The following is a 16,084-nucleotide window of genomic DNA, read 5'->3' on the forward strand; positions in this document are numbered from 1 at the left end:
GCCCGCCCCCGTCCACCGGGAGGCGGGCAGCGGCGCCGCGTCGTCGGCGACGCCTCTCTATCGCTTCCTCCAGTGCCGGACGTTCCAGCTGTACTGGTCGCCGCCCACCCACCGGACCTTCTCCGGGTCGTCCAGGTCGGCGCCCTTCAGGCCCAGGGCGAAGGCATATTCGTACACATCCTCGATCGAGAACGCCTTGCCCGCCAGCTCGCCGTGGATCTCCACCAGCCGGAAGGGCCGTTCCCCGTCCTGCACCGGCAGGACCACCACCGGCGCGTATTCGAACCGCGGGCTCTCACTCTCTGTCATGAAATCGACCCCTGCCTCACAGCGTGCCTCGAAGCTTCGCGCCTTCCCGCTCTGACAGGCTCCGGCGCCGAGGCGCACACGGCAACCCGGGGCCGGAACCCCGCCGTCAGACGAACGCCTCGTGCATATAGCACCAGCGCCAGTCCTCGCCGGGCTCCAAGGGCGCCACCAGCGGATGGCCGAGGGAGGCGGCGTGGGCGCGGGCGTGCCGTAGCGGGGAGGAGTCGCAGCATCCGACATGGCCGCAGGTCAGACAGAGCCGCAGCCGCTCCCAGGGCGCGCCGAGCCGCAGGCACTCCTCGCAGCCGTCGGGGGTACGGGGGGTGACGGGGCGCACCATGGAGAGGTGCCAGTCGGAGTCCGCGGTCACGGCCCTCACCGGGTGACGACCTGTCGGTCCATTGTCCTTACGCCGCCTTCCGTGCGTCGGACCCGGGCGGGTCCCGATACGTCACGACCAGTTCGCCGTTCTGGGCGTCCACCTTGATGTGCGATCCGTCCTCCGCCTCACCGCGCAGCAGCGCGCGCCCGATCAGCGTCTCGACCTCGTGCGAGATATAGCGGCGCAGCGGCCGGGCCCCGTACACCGGGTCGAAGCCCTGGTGGGCGATGAGTTCGCGGGCCGGCTCGGTGAGTTCCACCGTGATCCTGCGCTCCGCGAGACGCAGGCGCAGTTCGTCGAACTGGAGATCGACTATCCGCTCGATCTGGGTCAGGCCCAGCGGCTTGAAGAGCACGATGTCGTCCACGCGGTTGAGGAACTCCGGCCGGAAGTGCGCGCGCAGTTCGCTCATCACCTGCGCGCGGGCGTCGGGCTTGATCTCGCCGTCCGCGCTCGCGTCCAGCAGATACGGGGAGCCGATGTTGGAGGTCATGATGACGACGGTGTTGCGGAAGTCGACGGTCCGCCCCTGGGCGTCGGTGATCCTGCCGTCGTCGAGGATCTGGAGCAGGGTGTTGAAGACATCGGCGTGGGCCTTCTCGATCTCGTCGAACAGGACCACCGAGTACGGCTTGCGCCGGACGGCCTCGGTGAGCTGGCCGCCCTCCTCGTACCCGACGTATCCGGGCGGTGCGCCCATGAGCCGGCTGACGGTGTGCCGCTCCTGGTACTCGCTCATGTCGAGGCGGACCATGCTCTCCTCGGAGTCGAAGAGCGCCGCCGCGAGGGTCTTCGCCAGCTCCGTCTTGCCCACGCCCGTCGGGCCGAGGAAGATGAACGACCCGATCGGACGGCGCGGGTCACGGATCCCGGACCGGGCCCGGATGATCGCGTCGGACACCAGCTGTACGGCCTCGTCCTGCCCGATCACCCGCTCCTGAAGGATCTCGTCCAGCCGCAGCAGCTTCTCGCGCTCGGCCTCCTGGAGCCGGCTCACCGGGATACCGGTCCACGCGGCCACGATCTCGGCGATCTCGTCCTCGGTGACCACCTCGCGCAGCAGCCGTGTCTCGCCCTGCTTGGCGCGCAGCTGCTCCTCCTCGGCGGCGAGGCGCCGTTCCAGATCGGTGAGCGTGCCGTAGCGAAGTTCCGCCGCGCGGTTGAGGTCGTAGGCCCGTTCGGCCTCGTCGGCCTCCTGACGGACCCGTTCCAGATCCTGCCGCAGCTCCTGGACCTTGCGGATGGCCTGGCGCTCGGACTCCCACTGGGCGTGCCGGGCATCGGCGTCGGCCCGCACATCGGCCAGCTCCCCGCGCAGCTCCTCCAGCCTGGTCACGCTCGCCGGGTCGGTCTCCTTGGCGAGGGCCGCCTCCTCGATCTCCAGCCGGGTCACCCGCCGCGTCAGCTCGTCCAGTTCGGCGGGCATCGAGTCGATCTCGGTACGCATCCGGGCACAGGCCTCGTCCACCAGATCGATCGCCTTGTCGGGCAGGAACCGGTCCGAGATATAGCGGTGGCTGAGCGTCGCCGCGGCGACCAGCGCCGTGTCCTGGATCCGCACGCCATGGAAGACCTCCAGGCGCTCGCGCAGTCCGCGCAGGATGGAGACGGTGTCCTCGACGCTCGGCTCGTCCACCAGGACCTGCTGGAAGCGGCGCTCCAGCGCGGCGTCGGACTCGATGTGCTTGCGGTACTCGTCCAGGGTGGTGGCGCCGATCATGTGCAGCTCACCGCGGGCGAGCATCGGCTTGAGCATGTTCCCCGCGTCCACCGCCCCTTCGGCGCCGCCCGCGCCGACCACCGTGTGCAGTTCGTCGAGGAAGAGCAGGATCCGGCCGCCGGCCGCCTTGACCTCGCCGAGCACCGCCTTGAGCCGTTCCTCGAACTCACCGCGGTACTTGGCCCCGGCCACCAGCGCGGCCATGTCGAGCGCGAAGACCGTACGGTCCCGCAGCCCCTCGGGTACGTCCCCTCGGACGATCCGCTGGGCGAGCCCTTCGACGATCGCGGTCTTCCCGACCCCCGGGTCGCCGATCAGCACCGGGTTGTTCTTGGTCTTGCGGCTGAGGATCTGGGTCACCCGCCGTATTTCCGCGTCCCGGCCGATCACCGGGTCCAGGCTGCCGCCGCGCGCCTCGGCGACCAGATCGCGGCCGTACTTCTCCAGGGCCTCGTACGCCGCCTCCGGGGTCGCGGAGGTGACCCGCTGATTGCCCCGGATCCGGGTGAGCGCCGAGAGGAACGCCTCCTTCGTGAGCCCGTGGTCCTTGAGCAGACGCCCCGCCGCGGTGGCGGAGCCCTCGTCGGCCAGCGCCATCATCAGATGCTCGACGGAGACGTACTCGTCCTTGAGCCGCTTGGCCTCCTGCTCGGCGCTCTCCAGCAGCCGCGACAGCCGCTGGGTGACGAACACCTGGCCGGGCGCGGCTCCGGGGCCGGTCGACCTGGGCCTGCGCGACAGCTCGCCCTCCACGGCCGTGCGCAGCGCGGACGGATCGACACCGGACTGGTCGAGCAGCCGGGGGACGAGCCCGTCCCGCTGGTCGAGCAGCGCGAGCAGCAGATGTTCACCGTCGACCTCGGTCCCCCCGAGGCGTACGGCCGCGCTCTGGGCGTCCTGCAAAGCTTCCTGGGATTTCTGGGTGAGGCGGTTCATGTCCATGGCAGGTCGTCACTCCTCGCGCCGGTGCGGCGCAGCGCCGACTCCAGCAGACTGATCCGGTCCAGCAGGTCGAGTACCAGCCCGATGGAGGCGTAGTTGAGGGGGAGTCCGGCCCGCAGCCGCTGGATACGGGCCAGCGTGCGCGGGGCGGACGGGTCGAACCAGAGCCGGCCCGCGGGGTCCCGGGTGGCGTCCACCAGCCCCAGCGTCACCATGCGCCGGACCAGGTCCGGGTGCAGGCCCGCGCTGCGGGCCACGCTCTCCAGACCGAGCTTTCTGACCGGCGCCAGCTCGTAGACACGGACGGCCGGCGCGTCGGGCCGTCGCCGCCGTTGATCGGACGTCATCCCGGCCTCCTCGGGTCGAAGTCGGACGCGGCCGACAGTTCCTCGAACAGCTCGCGTTCGCGGTCGGTGGGGCGGGGCGGGACCATCACCCGTAGCTCGGCGTAGAGGTCGCCGTCGGTGCCACGCGGGTGGGGCATGCCCTCGCCGCGCAGCCGCAGCCGGCGCCCGCTGGAGGAGCCGGGCGGGACGGTGACCTTGGCGGTGCCGCCCGGGGTGGCCAGCGGCACGGTCGCGCCGAGCGCCGCCTCCCAGGGCGTCACGGGCAGCGGGACATGGATGTCGCGGCCGTCCAGCCGGTAGCGCTCATGGGGCTTGATACGGACCCGCAGATACAGGTCGCCGGCGGGCGCGTCGGGGCTGCCCCGGCCGCCCTCGCCCGCCAGCCGGATCCGCTGCCCGTCCCGCACCCCCCGGGGAATGGTGACCTGGTAGTCGCGCCGGCCGTCGGGCCCGGCGAGGCCGACCCCGCGCCGTCCGCCGCGGTAGGCCTCCTCCACGGACAGCTCCACCTCGGCCTCCTGGTCGGCGCCGGGAACGGTACGGCGGGGCCCGCCGCGCCCGCCGAACAGGCCGCCGAAGAGATCCTCGAAGTCCACGTCCTGGTAGGCGCCACCCGGGCCCCGCCCGAAGCGCACCCCGCCACCGGTGGAGGCCCAGCCCCCACCGCCGCGCCCGGCACCCGCGGCCACCCGCTCGTCGTAGTCCTCGGGGATCTGCCGGAAGTCCGGGCCGAACCGGTCGTAGCGCGCCCGGGTGTCCGGGTCCGCCAGGACGTTGTACGCCTCGTTGACGTCCTTGAAGCGCTCCTCCGCCTTCGGGTCCTTGTTCACGTCCGGGTGGTGGCGACGGGCCAGCTTCCGATAGGCCTGCTGGATCTCCTCCTGGCTCGCCGAACGGGCGACGCCGAGGACCTCGTAGTAGTCCTGTGCCATGCGCCGTCACTCCCGTCGCTGACTGACCGCCACGGCCATCGGGCGCAGCTGGCGGCCGTCGTCCCCGTATCCGGGACGCAGGACCTCCACGACGGTCCCCGGCTCGGTGTCCGGATCGTCGACGACCCGGACCACCTCGTGTCTGCTCGGGTCGAACGGCACTCCTTTCTCCTCCTGGCGGGGGTAGCCGAGCCGCGCCAGTACCTCCACGGCCTGGTCCCGTACGGCCTCGACGCCCTGGATGACCGAGGCGGGATCGGCGTGGGCGTGGGCCAGGGCCAGTTCGAGATGGTCGAGCACGGGGAGCCATTCCGCGGCGGTACGGGCGCGCTCGGCCTCCCGTACCCCCTCCAGCTCCCGGGCGTGCCGCTTGCGCAGATTGTCGAGATCGGCGAGCGCGCGCCGCCAGGCGTCCTGTGCCTCGGCCAAGTCCTTCTGGATGTCGTCCGGTTGATCGGCGGTCCGGTCCTCCCGCGCGGGCGCGGTGTCCTCCGCTTCGTCCGGCGGCGGTGCCGGTTCCGGCTCGGTGGCCATGGTGTGACCTCAGCTCCGGTCGAAGTCGGCGTCCACGACGTCGTCATCGCCCCCGGTGCCGCTCGCCGGGGGCGGACCACCGGGCTCCGACGGGCCGCCGGCGGGACCGGTCGGACGGGCGGCCAGCGCCTGGTAGACCTGCTGGAGCTCGGAGGTCAGCGACCTGACCCGGTCCGGCGTCTCCTCTCCCTTCACCGCCTGGCGGGCGTCGGAGACCAGCAGCTGGGCCCGGGCCCGCTCGTGCTCGGGCGCGTTCTCGCCCAGCTCGCCCAGTCTGCGTTCCACCTGATAGGCGATGGCGTCCAGCTCGTTGCGGGCGTCCACGGCCTGTCGCAGCGCCTGATCCTCGCCGCGGTTGCGCTCCGCCTCGGCGATCATGCGGTCCACCTCGGACCGTTCCAGGTTGGAGCCCTCGCTGAGGGTGATGCCCTGCTCCTTGCCGGTGTCCTTGTCGCGTGCGGTGACATGGAGGATGCCGTTGGCGTCGATGTCGAAGGTGACCTCGACCTGCGGTTCCCCGCGTGGCGCCGGGCGGATGTCGGTGAGCTGGAAGCGGCCGAGGACCCGGTTGTCGGCCGCGCGCTCGCGCTCGCCCTGGAGGACGACCACATCGACGGCGGGCTGGTTGTCCTCAGCCGTGGAGAAGGTCTCGGTACGGCGCACCGGGATCGTGGTGTTCCGCTCGACGATCTTCGTCATCACACCGCCGCGGGTCTCCACACCCAGCGAGAGCGGGGTGACGTCCAGCAGCAGTACGTCCTTGACCTCGCCCTTGAGCACCCCGGCCTGCACGGCGGCGCCCAGCGCCACCACCTCGTCCGGGTTGACGCTCATATTCGGGTCCTTGCCGCCGGTCAGCCGCCGGACCAGCGCCTGCACGGCGGGGATCCGGGTCGAGCCGCCGACCAGGATGACCTCGTCGATATCGCTGTCGGTCACCTTCGCGTCGGACAGCGCCTGCTGGACGGGGCCCAGGCAGCGGTCCACCAGATCGGCGGTGATCTGCTCGAAGGTGGAGCGCATGACGGATTCCGTCAGATGCTTGGGGCCGGTGGCGTCTGCGGTGATGAACGGCAGGCTGACCTGAGTCTGGGTCACCGAACTGAGCTCGGTCTTGGCCTTCTCCGCCGCCTCGAACAGCCGTTGCAGCGCCTGGGTGTCCTCGCGCAGGTCGATCCCGTTCTCCCGCTGGAACGTGTCCGCGAGATGGTCCACCAGCCGGCGGTCGAAGTCGTCGCCGCCGAGGTGGGTGTCGCCTGCGGTGGAACGTACCTCCACCACCCCGTCCCCGACGTCCAGGATGCTCACGTCGAAGGTGCCCCCGCCGAGGTCGAAGACGAGCACCGTCTCGTGCTCCTTCTTGTCCATGCCGTACGCCAGGGCCGCCGCGGTCGGCTCGTTGATGATGCGCAGCACTTCGAGGCCGGCGATCCGCCCGGCGTCCTTGGTCGCGGTGCGCTGGGCGTCGTTGAAGTACGCCGGTACGGTGATGACGGCCTCCGTCACCCGCTCGCCCAGCGACTTCGAGGCGTCCTCGGCGAGCTTGCGCAGCACCAGCGCGCTGATCTCCTCCGGCGCGTACTGCTTGCCGCGGATGTCGAACCGCGCGACGCCGTTCTCGCCCGGTACGACGTCGTAGGTCACCGCCTTGATCTCGTCCGCGACCTCGTCGAAGTGCCGGCCGATGAACCGCTTGGCCGAGTAGATGGTGCCCTTGGGATTGAGGATCGCCTGCCGCCGGGCCAGCTGGCCCACGAGCCGTTCGCCGGAGTCGGTGAAGGCGACGACGGAGGGGGTGGTGCGGGAGCCCTCGGCGTTGGGGAGGACCGTCGCTTCACCGCCCTCCCATACGGCGATCACCGAATTGGTGGTGCCCAGGTCGATGCCGACTGCCTTGGCCATGAGGTGCTCCCTTGCGTCCACTGCCTTCGTTCGCTGGCTCCGTCCACTGCCCTCGGGGCAGGGTCACGTCCTCTCCAGCCTGGCGGCGGCGCCCCGCCGATTCCTGCGCCTGCGAGGTCGAAATCCGGACGGTGAGTGGACCTGCCGGTACAGGCGTGCCACCGGGCGGACCGGATGCGCGGCCCCGGTCGCTCGGTAAAGTTGTCCTGGGGGGCGACTCTCTTCGGGAAGGTGCCGGACCAGGGAGATGAGCACGGCCGCCGGAAGAACCGGAGCACCGCGACCCCCGGGCAGCGGGTCCTCCCGCCTCCAGCGTCTGATGGCGCTGTCGGGCGCCCTGTCCGACGGCCGTGACGAGCACGAGGTGCTGCGGCTGGCCGCCTCCTGGGTCGCGCGGCTCGGTCCGTGGCGTACCGAGGCCGGATATCTGCCCGCTGACGGACGGCTGGTCCGCTGCCCACTGGACTCCCGCGCCTCCTCCGCCGCCATGAGCGGGACGCTGGACAGTCTGGTCGGCGGCCTCGCCGGCCAGGACGGCGCCGTCCGGCTCCCCGGCCGGGAGTGGTCATGGGCGTTCGCGCTCCGGGGGACCGACGGGCGAACCGGAAGCACCCCTGCCGGATATCTGGTCGTGAGCGCGGGGCGGCGGCCGGACGACGAGGACATCGCGGTGCTCGGACTGCTGGCGCGGCAGACCGGCGCGGCCCTGGCGGGCGCCGCCGCCCACCGTCGGGAGCGGGAGTACGCGGCGGAGCTGAGCCGGGCCCGGCAGGACGGGACCGCCGCCCGCGCGCGGCTCGCCGCCGTGGAGTCCGAGCTGAGGTACCGGCGGTCGGTGCACGACGCGCTGAGCGGTGCCACGGCCACCGGGGACACCGAGGCCGGGATCGCGTGGACGGTCCACCGGCTGACCGGCTTCTCCGCCGTGGTGGAGGACCAGTTCGGCAATCTGCGGGCCTGGGCCGGCCCCGGCTGCCCCGACCCGTACCCGAAGCCCGACCCGGGACGCCAGGAGCAACTGATCCTCGACGCGATCAGGGACCCGCGCCCGGTGTATGTGGGGCATCGGCTCACCGCCGTCGCCCGCCACCGCGGCGAGATCCTCGGCACCGTCTCCCTGGTCGATCCCGAGGGCGCCGCGGGGGAGCGCGAGGAGTTCGCGCTCGGTCACGCGTGCGACGCGCTGGCCCTGGAGATGGCGCATCTGCGCAGCCTGGCCGAGATGGAGCTGCGGCTGCGCCGCGAGCTGGTCGACGATCTGATCACCGGTACGGACGACGAGAGCGCCTTCGCGCGTTCCGCGGCCGTCGGACATGATCTGCACGGCGCGCAGCATCTGGTCGCGGTGGCCTGGACGGGGCTGACCGCCGATGACGCGTTCGTGCAGGCGGTGGCCGGCGCGGCGGCCGGTCTGGGGCTCCGGTCGCTGGTGGCCAGGCGCTCGGGCCGGGCGGTCCTGGTGGTCCAGGGGCGGCCCAAGGGCGAGGAGTTGTATCTGGCGGTCTCGCGGGAACTCGGCTCGCGCGCGGGAGCGATCGGGCTCGGCAGCCGCTGCGACTCCCCGGCCGAGATCCCGCGTTCCTACCAGGAGGCGCTGCGCGCCCTGGAGGTACGGCAGCGCTCGCGCGTACCCCACGGCGCGACCTCGTTCGACGACCTGGGCCTGTACCGGATCATCGGTACGGGCGACGACTACCGGGAGATCGAGGGGTACGTCCGCGAATGGCTCGGTCCGCTCCTCGACTACGACGCGGCCCACCGGGGCGATCTGGTCCGTACCCTCTCGCAGTACTTCGAGGCGGGCGGAAACTACGACGGCGCGGCCTCCGCCCTCGGCATCCACCGCAGCACGCTGCGCTACCGGCTCCAGCGCCTGCGCGAGATCGGGGGGCACGACCTGGGCGATGTCGAGACACGACTCAATCTGCATGTCGCGACCCGGGTGTGGAAGGTGCTGGGCGGCGAGGCCTGACCCCCCCCCGTCGTCCCGTGGCCCCATGCGGTCATCGCGCGGGCTGAGCGCGGCCTGAGCACGGGGCCTGTGCACGGGGCCTGAGCATGCGGCCTGAGCACGGGGCCCGGGACAGCGGCCCCCTGGAACCGCGTACGGCGGCGTGCCGCACGCGCGGGGGCCACTCGACCACTGGACGGTAGTCCGTACGGAGGAGTCTTCCGCTCAGGACTGGGGGCGTCGGCCGTGGTTGGCGCCGTTCTTACGACGCGCCTTCTTCTTGCGGCGCCGCTTCGATGACATGACGTCTCCTCTCGTGAGTGGTGATCGTTGCCGGATACGCACCCGTTCTACCGTGCTTTCCTCCGGCGGCCACGGAGCGCCTACCCGACGCTCGCGATCCTCATGCGCCGCGCCGTTTGTACGGCATCCTCTGCGGGAGGGTAGAACGTGCCCGGGGCCGAGGTCTTCCTCTCCCGTGCCCGTACGGTAAAGGACCGAGAGCTGATGGCTGACGACAATGCGGAACTGCTGGCGTTCGTGCGGGCGCGCCTCGACGAGGAGGCGCGACGGGCGCGGGAGGCGGGCGGGGAGCGCTGGCGGTGTCCGCCCGAGATGCCGGGCGAGATCCACGACCGCACCGGCGGGATCGCGTTCACGGTGCGGACGCGCGGCTATGACGAGCACATCGCCCTCCAGAACCCGGAGTACACCCTCCGGCGCGTCGAGACGAGCCGGGTCCTCCTCGACGAGTACGAGGAGGTGTGCCATCTGGACACCGACCGTCCGGCGGCCGACTTCCCGTCCGGCCGCGCCGTCGGGCTGGGGTTCGTCGTCCGGCAGATGGCGGCGGAGCACGCGAGCCATCCCGGCTACCGGGCGAAGTGGCTGCCCCGGTTCGTCCGGTAGCGCGTGCCATGCGGGGGGAGTCAGCACGTCTGCCCGAGATGAGCCCGGGCGGCGCTTTCGGTGCCTATGGTGTGATCATGAGTACACACTTTGATGTCGTGGTCCTCGGCGCGGGACCGGGCGGATACACCGCGGCGGTCCGCGCGACACAACTCGGGCTGCGGACGGCAGTCGTCGAGGCGAAGTACTGGGGCGGTGTCTGTCTGAACGTGGGGTGCATCCCCTCGAAGGCGCTGCTGCGCAACGCCGAACTCGCCTACATCTTCACGCAGGAGGCGAAGACCTTCGGAATCCGGGTGGAGGGCCGGGTCAGCTTCGATTACGGGGAGGCGTTCAGGCGCAGCCGCAAGGTCGCCGACGGCCGGGTCGCCGGCGTGCACTATCTGATGAAGAAGAACGACATCGCCGAGTACGACGGCCGCGGCACCTTCATCGACGACCGCACCCTCCAGGTGACGCTGTCGGAGGGCGGTACGGAGACCCTGACGTTCGACCACTGCGTCGTCGCGACGGGGACCACGACCCGGCTGCTGCCGGGTACCTCCCTGAGCGAGCGCGTCGTCACCTACGAGGAGCAGATCCTCTCCGAGACGCTGCCGGAGAGCATCGTCATCGCCGGCGCGGGCGCCGTCGGCGTCGAGTTCGCGTACGTGCTGCACAACTACGGGGTGAAGGTCACGATCGTCGAATTCCTGGACCGGCTCGTGCCGTTGGAGGACGCCGAGATCTCCAAGGAGCTCGCCAAGCGCTACCGGCGTCTGGGCATCGAGGTGCTGACCTCCACCCGGGTCGAGGCGATCGACGACAGCGATCCGTCGGCGAAGGTACGGGTCACCGTCTCGCGCGACGGACAGCGGCAGGTACTGGAGACCGACAAGGTCCTCCAGGCGATCGGCTTCGCGCCGCGTATCACGGGCTACGGCCTGGAGAACACCGGCGTCCGGCTGACCGAGCGCGGAGCGATCGACGTGGACGGACGCGGCCGTACCAGCGTGCCGCACATCTTCGCGATCGGGGATGTCACGGCGAAGCTGATGCTGGCCCACGCCGCCGAGTCCATGGGGGTGATCGCGGCCGAGACCATCGCCGGCGCGGAGACCATGGAGCTGGACTTCGTGATGATCCCGCGCGCCACCTACTGCCAGCCGCAGATCGCCAGTTTCGGCTGGACCGAGGAGCAGGCGCGCGAGCGGGGCCATGAGGTGAAGGTGGTGAAGTTCCCGTTCACCGCGAACGGCAAGGCCCATGGTCTGGGCGACCCGGTCGGTTTCGTGAAGCTGATCAGCGACACCCGGTACGGTGAACTGCTCGGCGCGCATCTGATCGGCCCCGAGGTCACCGAACTGCTGCCGGAGCTGACGCTCGCCCAGCAGTGGGATCTGACGGTCCATGAGGTGGCACGCAATGTGCACGCCCATCCGACGCTGGGCGAGGCGGTCAAGGAGGCCGTCCACGGGCTGGCAGGACACATGATCAACTTCTGACACCCGGCGGCGGGGGTGGACCCGACGGATTCGTTCCGCATCGCCGACGGCCCTCTGTCGGAAGGCTCTTGACGGGCGGTTGGTCCAGTCCTATCTTCCACTCAACCATTCAAAATCAGGGCCAGCGTTCATATATGTGGAGTGCGGGCTCTGATGGCGTCCCCCCACCAGAGAGGTAAGTGAGACATGCTTTCACGCCTTCGGACGTTCACGGTTCTCGCCGCAGTGGGTGCTTCCTCAATCCTCGCCGTCCCACAGGCCTCCGCCGAGGTGGAGCCCGGCGGATGGACCTCCGTCTCGCCCAGCTTCACCGTCCAGGAGCGGGGGTGCGGCCAGGTCGACGGGCTGACGTTCACGCTCACCTGCTCCACCGCGAGCGGCGACCAGCGCGCCGAGCGCAGGTACGCCACCTACACCGGGGGCACCCGGCAGTTCGAGGGCTACTTCCGCATCAGCAGCCTGAGCGGTACCCGTATCAGTCTCAAGCAGACGTTCAACGAGTCGGCGTCCGGCCCCTACTTCATGCTGGCCGCAGAACGCGGCGGGCGACTGTACGCGGTCCACGGCGGCGACACACTCTCCAACGCCGGAACCGTCGGAGCGACGGTCCGCGTCAACACCGTTCACCAGGTCGGCACATCGCACCGTACGTACATCAACGGGTCGCTCAAGCACACCTACGACAGCCCCGGCGGCAGCTTCTACGACAAGTTCGGCGCCTACCGGACCAACAGCGGCAACGGACCGGCCACGGTGGTCTGGAGCGACATCCGCTTCTGGCGCAAGTAGCGGACGCCCGTGCGCCAGGCGATCCGAACAGCGGTGCCCGCCGTCGCGCTCGTGCTGGCGGCAGCGGCGTGTACCGCGCAGCCGCCAGCCGAGCGCCCCGCCCGGGGACCCGCCACGTCCCCGGGCGGGACCGCCGCCCCGGAGAAGCCGCCGCCCGGCGGCGGGACCGCCGCCACGCTCCACGCGGTCCTCACCACGCCCACCGACATCGATCTCAGCTGGCGGGGCGGCGGGCCCCGCGCCCTCGGCCATGTGCTGGAGTTCGCGACGGATGAGGCGGGCCCGTACACCGTCCTCCAGTACCTCCCACCGGGCGTGACGACCTACCGTCACCCCGATCTGATGCCGCGCACGACCTTCTTCTACCGTCTCCGGACCTTCGACGGTCCGGCGTCGGCGCCGGTCGATGTCTCCCTGCCGCCGGGCGGACTGACCACGGACGACCAGGAGTCGGACCACGACTGGCTGGCTCCGCGCAGGGACCCCGGACGGTCGGCGGCCGGTCGTTCCGTCCGGGACGGGGGAGCCGCCGCACCCTCCGGGCTCAAGGCCGTGGTCAAGCATGCGAACGGCATTCTCTTCACCTGGACCGACCGCGCGTCGGACGAGGAGGGGTTCCTGCTGGAATCGCGCCCCCGGGGCGGTTCCGCTTACGCACCGGTCGCCGTCCTCGACCCCGACATCAACTCGTCCGGTCTGATCACACTCCCCACCGAGAAACGGGCTTCGTACCGGGTCCGTGCCTTCACCTACGGAGCGCGGTCGAACGTTCCCCGGCTGACCACCGGAGAGGCGGCCGAAGACGGACCGGACAGGACCTGACCGCTCAGGCGGACGCCCTGATCACCAGCTCGGGCGCGAACAGTTCCGACCGTACGGCCTGGTCCGGCCTGGCGATCCGGCGCAGCAGGAGCTGGGCCGTCGCGGCGGCCATCTCCTCGACCGGCTGCCGTACGGTGGTCAGCGGCGGGTCGCAGGACTGGGCGGCATGGCTGTCGTCGAAACCCACCACCGCCACATCCCGCGGCACGTCTCTGCCCGCGCGCTGGAGGACCGGCAGCGCACCGAGCGCCATGAGGTCGGACGCGATGAACAGCCCGTCCAGATCCGGCCGCAGCGCGAGCAGTTCCCGTACGGCCGACGCGCCCCCCGTATGAGTGAAGTCGCCCTCCGTCCAAGGGACATCGCGCACGCCGCGCTCCGCGAGGGCCGCGCGGAACCCCTCCAGCCGCTCCCGGGCCGCGGGCATGTCCTGCGGTCCGGCCACCGAGCCGATCCGGGTGCGGCCCAGCGACACCAGATGATCGGCGGCCAGCCGGGCGCCCGCGCGCTGGTCGGCCTCCACGAACGCGAGCGAGGAGTCGTGCTGCGGACGCCCCGACAGGACGGCGGGCAGCCGGGTGTCGGCGAGCAGCCGCGGCAGCGGGTCGTCCACATGCGACGAGATCAACACCACCCCGTCCACATGTCCTTGACGCAGATACGAGAGGGTCTGGAGGCGGGAGGCCTCGTCGTCCACCAGCATCAGGACGAGATGGACACCGGCGGGCCTCAGCACTTCGACCAGCCCGCCCACCACGCGCCCGAAGTGCGGGTCGGTGAACACCCGGCCGAGGAAGGGGGCGGCGGCGTTGCGCTTCTCCTGTTCGGAGACCACGAGCGCGACCGACCCCGTCCGCCGGGTCACGAGCGAGCGGGCGGCGCGGTTGGGCACGTACCCGGTGGCGGCCACGGCTTTCTCCACGGCGTGCCGGAGCGCTTGGTCCACCGTGGGTGTCTCGTTGATGACCCGGGACACCGTGGCCCGGGACACACCGGCGACGCGGGCCACGTCCTCCAGTGTCACCGGGCGGGAAGGGGGCGGGGAGTCGGCATCCATGAGGTCCTTTATATCCGCGCCCCCGAGCCGGTGGCCGACGGCGGTCCCCATCAGCCCTTCTGTTCGACCCGCACCCAGTCGATCTCGGCCTGGACGCCGCCCTGGGCGATACGGTCGACGCTGGACTGCGGCAGCCCCCAGTAGGGCGTGGTGACCTTGTTCCAGCCGGCCGGATAGGCGCCGCCGAGAGCGAAGTTGAGAATCACGTACTGGTTGTGGTCGAAGACCCACTGGCCGCGCGTGGACTCCAGCTTGTTGCGGGTGGTCTCCTGGACGATCCGGTCGTCCACGAAGAACCGCATGGTGGTGGGCGTCCACTCGACCGCGTACGTGTGCCACTGGTCCGCGCTTCCCCCGCCGGGGTAGTACTGCTGTGCGCCGATGTTGCCGTCGGCGGAGTAGCCCGGTCCGTGCAGGGCGGTGCTGGTCCAGTTGCCGTAGCCGATGTTCTCCATGATGTCCGTCTCGCCCGAGGCGGGCCAGGAGACGGCCGGGTCGTCGACATTGCTGCCCAGCAGCCAGAAGGCGGGCCAGTATCCGTCGCCCACCGGGAGCCTCAGCCGGGCGCTGACCTTGCCGTAGGTGAAGTCGAACTTGGTGTTGGTGTCGATACGCCCCGAGGTGAAGTCGTACGTACCGCCGCCCGCCTGGGTGCAGCCCTTGCAGTACTTCGGGGTCAGGATCAGGCTGCCGTTCGCGGTACGGATGGTGTCGGGGGAGTCGACATACGCCTGTGCCTCGCCGTTGACCGAGCCCATCTCCTGGCCCGTCCTGACGACCCGCCATTTCGAGCGGTCGAGTGAGGTCCCCGTGAAGTCGTCGAAGAATGTCGTACGGTACGCGCCACCCTGCTCGCCGGGGAGCGCGGGATAGGCGGCCGCCGCGCTGCCGCCGGTGCCCCACACCTGGAACTCGTAGAGGGAGTAACCGAATTGGGCCGTGGCGGGCGCCGGATTGTAGAAGGAGCGGCGCTCCTTGCCGAGCATGCGCACATAGCGCCCGGTGGCGGGTGTGGTGAGGGTGATGGTGTCATGGCGCCCGGCCGCCTCGGCCGGGGACTTGATGTCGGCGCGGCGCGCCGCGATCTCGGCGGCGGAGGGACGGTGGACGGTGCGCCAGGTCCTGTTGTCGTCGGAGACCTGGATCTCGAAGTCGACGGCGTACGCGGCCTCCCAGTACAGGTCCACACTGTTGATGGTGGAGGACGCGCCGAGATCGACGGAGACCCAGCGATTCGCGTTCCAGTCGCTCGCCCACCGTGTCTGGTCGCCCTTGAGGGCGGCGGGCCAGCCGCCGTCGGTGACGAACGCCGGTGAGTTCCCCGCGTGCTGGTAGAGATTGCTGTAGGCCGGGTGGTGGAGCGCGAGATTGGTCCGGGTGGTGGAGGCGGGTGCCGGGTCGCCGCCGTAGATCTTGAACGAGTAGAGCGAGTAGCCGTAGGGCGTGCCGCGTTCGACGCCGCGCAGACGTACGTACCGGCCCCTGACCTCCTGCGGGTAGGTGTGCGCGGTGACGGTCCCGCCGGTGCCCGCGTCCTCGGTGTAGAAGGGCCGCCAGTTGGTGCCGTCACCCGACACCTCCAGCACATACTTCTTGCCGTAGGCGGCTTCCCAGTCGAGGGTGACCCGGTCGATACGGAGGGTCTGGCCGAGATCGACCCGGATCCAGGCGTTGTCGACGGCGTTGCTCGACCAGCGGGTGGCGCCGTTGCCGTCGAAGGCGGCGCCGGGTCCCAGGTCGGGGCTCTCGCTGCCGGACGCGGTGGCGGCGGCAGGGTTCGCGCTCTGGGCCGCCGCCGCGAGGTCACTGTCCCAGGCCGCGGCCGCGGCTCGGGGGGCGCCGGTCGCGCTCGGCGCCGTCGCCGCCGTCAACGCGGCGACGACCGCGGCGGCGGAGGCGAAAAGAAGACGTGGGCGCATGGCTCTCCTTCGAGAGGGGTGGGGGAGCTCGGAACACAGCCGCGGGAAGAGCCGGGCTGGGGAGACCACAGCGAGAGAGCGCTCT

At 70.9% G+C, this 16,084-nt stretch carries 15 protein-coding genes; 5 read left to right on the plus strand and 10 right to left on the minus strand.

Annotated features, from left to right (window positions below; translation table 11 throughout):
* Positions 1–57: 57 nt before the first annotated feature.
* From M1203_RS15410 to dnaK, 7 genes are all read right to left on the minus strand, one after another.
* On the minus strand, positions 58–309 hold the full coding sequence (locus tag M1203_RS15410) for a hypothetical protein (protein ID WP_249950252.1): 252 nt from the start codon (positions 307–309) through the stop codon (positions 58–60).
* A gap of 106 nt (positions 310–415) precedes the next feature.
* Complete coding sequence (locus M1203_RS15415) at positions 416–649, minus strand: UBP-type zinc finger domain-containing protein (RefSeq protein ID WP_283958664.1); 234 nt, start codon at positions 647–649, stop codon at positions 416–418.
* Between the two features lie 67 nt (positions 650–716).
* Complete coding sequence (gene clpB, locus M1203_RS15420) at positions 717–3,353, minus strand: ATP-dependent chaperone ClpB (protein WP_249950254.1); 2,637 nt, start codon at positions 3,351–3,353, stop codon at positions 717–719.
* Complete coding sequence (locus M1203_RS15425; protein ID WP_249950255.1) at positions 3,344–3,700, minus strand: chaperone modulator CbpM; 357 nt, start codon at positions 3,698–3,700, stop codon at positions 3,344–3,346. The genes clpB and M1203_RS15425 overlap by 10 nt, the downstream gene beginning before the upstream one ends.
* Positions 3,697–4,632 (minus strand): DnaJ C-terminal domain-containing protein, encoded by a 936-nt coding sequence (locus tag M1203_RS15430; RefSeq protein ID WP_249950256.1) that lies wholly within the window; start codon positions 4,630–4,632, stop codon positions 3,697–3,699. The genes M1203_RS15425 and M1203_RS15430 overlap by 4 nt, the downstream gene beginning before the upstream one ends.
* Before the next feature lie 6 nt (positions 4,633–4,638).
* Positions 4,639–5,166 carry a nucleotide exchange factor GrpE gene (locus M1203_RS15435; RefSeq protein WP_249950257.1) on the minus strand — a complete coding sequence of 176 codons (528 nt, stop codon included), beginning with the start codon at positions 5,164–5,166 and terminating at the stop codon, positions 4,639–4,641.
* Positions 5,167–5,175: 9 nt separating this feature from the next.
* Entirely contained in the window at positions 5,176–7,068 is a 1,893-nt protein-coding gene (gene dnaK, locus M1203_RS15440; RefSeq protein WP_249950258.1) for a molecular chaperone DnaK, read from the minus strand.
* 247 nt (positions 7,069–7,315) lie between these two features.
* Between dnaK and M1203_RS15445 the strand changes: the two genes are divergently transcribed.
* A complete protein-coding gene (locus M1203_RS15445; protein ID WP_249950259.1) occupies positions 7,316–9,040 on the plus strand; it encodes a CdaR family transcriptional regulator in 1,725 nt (574 codons plus the stop codon).
* A 204-nt stretch (positions 9,041–9,244) separates the two neighbouring features.
* On the opposite strand, the gene M1203_RS39205 is transcribed toward M1203_RS15445, so the two are convergent.
* Positions 9,245–9,322, minus strand: coding sequence for a 50S ribosomal protein bL37 (locus tag M1203_RS39205; RefSeq protein ID WP_372486533.1), 78 nt, complete (start codon positions 9,320–9,322; stop codon positions 9,245–9,247).
* A 204-nt stretch (positions 9,323–9,526) separates the two neighbouring features.
* On the opposite strand from M1203_RS39205, the gene M1203_RS15450 reads away from it, so the two are divergent.
* The 4 genes from M1203_RS15450 to M1203_RS15465 all read left to right on the plus strand — a co-directional run bounded on the left by M1203_RS15450 (position 9,527) and on the right by M1203_RS15465 (position 13,023).
* A complete protein-coding gene (locus M1203_RS15450) occupies positions 9,527–9,928 on the plus strand; it encodes a DUF6221 family protein (protein WP_249950260.1) in 402 nt (133 codons plus the stop codon).
* A 77-nt stretch (positions 9,929–10,005) separates the two neighbouring features.
* Entirely contained in the window at positions 10,006–11,412 is a 1,407-nt protein-coding gene (gene lpdA, locus M1203_RS15455) for a dihydrolipoyl dehydrogenase (RefSeq protein WP_249950261.1), read from the plus strand.
* A gap of 186 nt (positions 11,413–11,598) precedes the next feature.
* Positions 11,599–12,201, plus strand: coding sequence for a hypothetical protein (locus M1203_RS15460; RefSeq protein ID WP_249950262.1), 603 nt, complete (start codon positions 11,599–11,601; stop codon positions 12,199–12,201).
* Between the two features lie 9 nt (positions 12,202–12,210).
* The gene (locus M1203_RS15465; protein WP_249950263.1) at positions 12,211–13,023 is read left to right on the plus strand and encodes a fibronectin type III domain-containing protein; all 813 of its coding nucleotides are present in this window, start codon (positions 12,211–12,213) and stop codon (positions 13,021–13,023) included.
* 4 nt (positions 13,024–13,027) lie between these two features.
* Here M1203_RS15465 and M1203_RS15470 read toward each other — a convergent pair whose 3' ends face one another.
* Entirely contained in the window at positions 13,028–14,080 is a 1,053-nt protein-coding gene (locus M1203_RS15470) for a LacI family DNA-binding transcriptional regulator (RefSeq protein ID WP_249950264.1), read from the minus strand.
* Between the two features lie 50 nt (positions 14,081–14,130).
* On the minus strand, positions 14,131–15,999 hold the full coding sequence (locus M1203_RS15475; RefSeq protein ID WP_249950265.1) for a discoidin domain-containing protein: 1,869 nt from the start codon (positions 15,997–15,999) through the stop codon (positions 14,131–14,133).
* Positions 16,000–16,084: the final 85 nt, after the last annotated feature.

This window comes from Streptomyces sp. 35G-GA-8, from assembly GCF_023534745.1.
GTDB lineage: Bacteria > Actinomycetota > Actinomycetes > Streptomycetales > Streptomycetaceae > Streptomyces.

Excerpts from the sequence above, each read along its gene's own strand:
- M1203_RS15430 (WP_249950256.1), bottom strand. The coding sequence starts at position 4,632 with ATGGCACAGGACTACTACGAGGTCCTCGGCGTCGCCCGTTCGGCGAGC.
- M1203_RS15475 (WP_249950265.1), bottom strand. The coding sequence starts at position 15,999 with ATGCGCCCACGTCTTCTTTTCGCCTCCGCCGCCGCGGTCGTCGCCGCG.
- clpB (WP_249950254.1), bottom strand. The coding sequence starts at position 3,353 with ATGGACATGAACCGCCTCACCCAGAAATCCCAGGAAGCTTTGCAGGAC.
- dnaK (WP_249950258.1), bottom strand. The coding sequence starts at position 7,068 with ATGGCCAAGGCAGTCGGCATCGACCTGGGCACCACCAATTCGGTGATC.
- M1203_RS15460 (WP_249950262.1), top strand. The coding sequence starts at position 11,599 with ATGCTTTCACGCCTTCGGACGTTCACGGTTCTCGCCGCAGTGGGTGCT.
- M1203_RS15425 (WP_249950255.1), bottom strand. The coding sequence starts at position 3,700 with ATGACGTCCGATCAACGGCGGCGACGGCCCGACGCGCCGGCCGTCCGT.
- M1203_RS15450 (WP_249950260.1), top strand. The coding sequence starts at position 9,527 with ATGGCTGACGACAATGCGGAACTGCTGGCGTTCGTGCGGGCGCGCCTC.
- M1203_RS15410 (WP_249950252.1), bottom strand. The coding sequence starts at position 309 with ATGACAGAGAGTGAGAGCCCGCGGTTCGAATACGCGCCGGTGGTGGTC.
- M1203_RS15435 (WP_249950257.1), bottom strand. The coding sequence starts at position 5,166 with ATGGCCACCGAGCCGGAACCGGCACCGCCGCCGGACGAAGCGGAGGAC.
- M1203_RS15470 (WP_249950264.1), bottom strand. The coding sequence starts at position 14,080 with ATGGATGCCGACTCCCCGCCCCCTTCCCGCCCGGTGACACTGGAGGAC.
- M1203_RS15415 (WP_283958664.1), bottom strand. The coding sequence starts at position 649 with ATGGTGCGCCCCGTCACCCCCCGTACCCCCGACGGCTGCGAGGAGTGC.
- lpdA (WP_249950261.1), top strand. The coding sequence starts at position 10,006 with ATGAGTACACACTTTGATGTCGTGGTCCTCGGCGCGGGACCGGGCGGA.
- M1203_RS15445 (WP_249950259.1), top strand. The coding sequence starts at position 7,316 with ATGAGCACGGCCGCCGGAAGAACCGGAGCACCGCGACCCCCGGGCAGC.
- M1203_RS39205 (WP_372486533.1), bottom strand. The coding sequence starts at position 9,322 with ATGTCATCGAAGCGGCGCCGCAAGAAGAAGGCGCGTCGTAAGAACGGC.